The sequence below is a fragment of the Bradyrhizobium sp. genome, assembly GCF_049581145.1.
Lineage (GTDB): Bacteria > Pseudomonadota > Alphaproteobacteria > Rhizobiales > Xanthobacteraceae > Bradyrhizobium.
Genome location: NZ_JBAURI010000864.1, coordinates 1 through 1,697 on the forward strand (window position 1 = coordinate 1; position 1,697 = coordinate 1,697).

The 1,697-nt window shown below is 63.3% G+C and carries 2 pseudogenes; one reads left to right on the top strand and one right to left on the bottom strand.

The annotated features are described in order from the left end of the window. Window positions 1-154, bottom strand: a pseudogene (locus WCB02_RS28275) (NAD-dependent dehydratase); the annotation flags it as partial. Between the two features lie 146 nt (window positions 155-300). On the opposite strand from WCB02_RS28275, the pseudogene WCB02_RS28280 reads away from it, so the two are divergent. Next, a pseudogene (locus tag WCB02_RS28280) lies at window positions 301-1,339 on the top strand (IS110 family transposase). Window positions 1,340-1,697 lie beyond the last annotated feature (358 nt).

Sequence of the window (1,697 nt, forward strand, 5' to 3'; positions counted from 1 at the left end):
GGGTGACACCGACCTTTTTGGCAAGCTCAGCCAAGCGGACGCTTGCTCGATGATTGATGTCGTCCGTGAGGCTGGTGTTCAGATTGCCAAGAGGATCGTTGGAAAGAGTGGCCAAGTGAATGTGACCTGCCACTGAACTTTCATCTAAAGGCGATTAGAGCCTCGGCAGGTTTTACGCCGTGGGGCGCGGGTGGAGCAACATGCGATCGGCGGAGCTGATGATGTGGACGGCCCCAGCCTGGGCGTTCAGGCTCTGCGGCCGGAGGTCGATTCGACCGGCATCGCGAAAGGCTCCTCATCATGCGCCAGATCGTCCGCATCGGATTGGATATCGCCAAGCGTTGGTTTCAGGTTCGCGCCGTGGACGAAGCTGAAAGAGAGGTCTTCAACCGCAAGCTCCCGCGCGACAAGGTCCTGGGCTTTCTCGGCTCGCTGCCGCCTTGCGAAGTCGCTTTGGAAGCCTGCTCGTCGTCGCATTATTGGGGCCGCGAGGTCGGACGGCTGGGCCATCGCGTGCGACTGATCTCGCCGAATTACGTGAAGCCCTTCGTCAAGCGCGGCAAGTCCGACGCCCACGACGCGCGCGCCATTTGCGAGGCGGCGTCTCGGCCAGACATGCGGTTCGTTCCGGTCAAGACAGAAGAGCAGCAGGCAGCGTTGATGCAGCACACGTCGCGGCAATTGTTGATCGATCAGCGCACGGCGGTCGCAAACTCGCTGCGCAGCCAGTTCGCCGAATTCGGCGTTATCGAGAAACGGGGAGTCGAGAACCTCGCTGACCTCGTGCGTCGCCTTGACGAGAACGATCCGGACATCGCGGATATTCCTCAGTCGGCTCTCGCGGTCATGAGGGGTCATCGCCGACCATCTCTGCGCGCTTGAGGCGCATCTTGCGCTCATCGACGAGCAGATCGAAGCCCAGCGGCGGTCGAGCGCCGCGGCGCAAGCCCTCGAGACGATCCCCGGTATTGGCGCCTTGATCAGCGCGGCGCTCGTCGCCCACGCGCCGGATCCATCGGCGTTTCGTTCCGGCCGTGACTTTGCGGCCTGGCTCGGCCTCGTTCCTCGACAGAACTCGAGCGGCGGAAAGGACAGGCTTGGCAGGATTACAAAACAGGGCAATCCTTATCTGAGGCGACTGCTCGTGCTCGGGGCAACCGCGAGCCTTCGGTGGCTGCACAAACGCTCCGACCCGCTTGCCGTCTGGACGCGCCAGCTTCTCCAGCGTCGACCGGCTCGGCTCGTCACTGTGGCGCTCGCCAACAAGTTGGCGCGCATCGCCTGGGCGATCATGACGACCGGCGAACTGTACCGGCGCGAGGCGCCGTCCATCGGTTGATCAAGGCATCCCGCCGCAAACGGCGCCGGAGTTTGGCAAGCGCGCAATGAGGTGATGGACTCCCGGCGAACCGCCGACCCGGACATTCCGTACCCCGACCAGCGCCTCGAGCGCGCGGAGCTGATGAGAAGCCGGACGAAGCGGATAGCATCATGGCCAGCGGGCTTCGGCCTCGCATCGACAGGCCGGACATATGACCGCAATCGCCAAATAGACGTTGCCGAAGAAAGAGCTTGCCAAGGGGCCGTCCACATATGGTCGGGGTTGCGCAGACGATCGCATGTTGCGGAGAGATTGGCGGCGTAGGCCGCCGGCGTGAGATAGCCCAGAGCCGAATGCGGCCGGCGCTGGTTGTAGT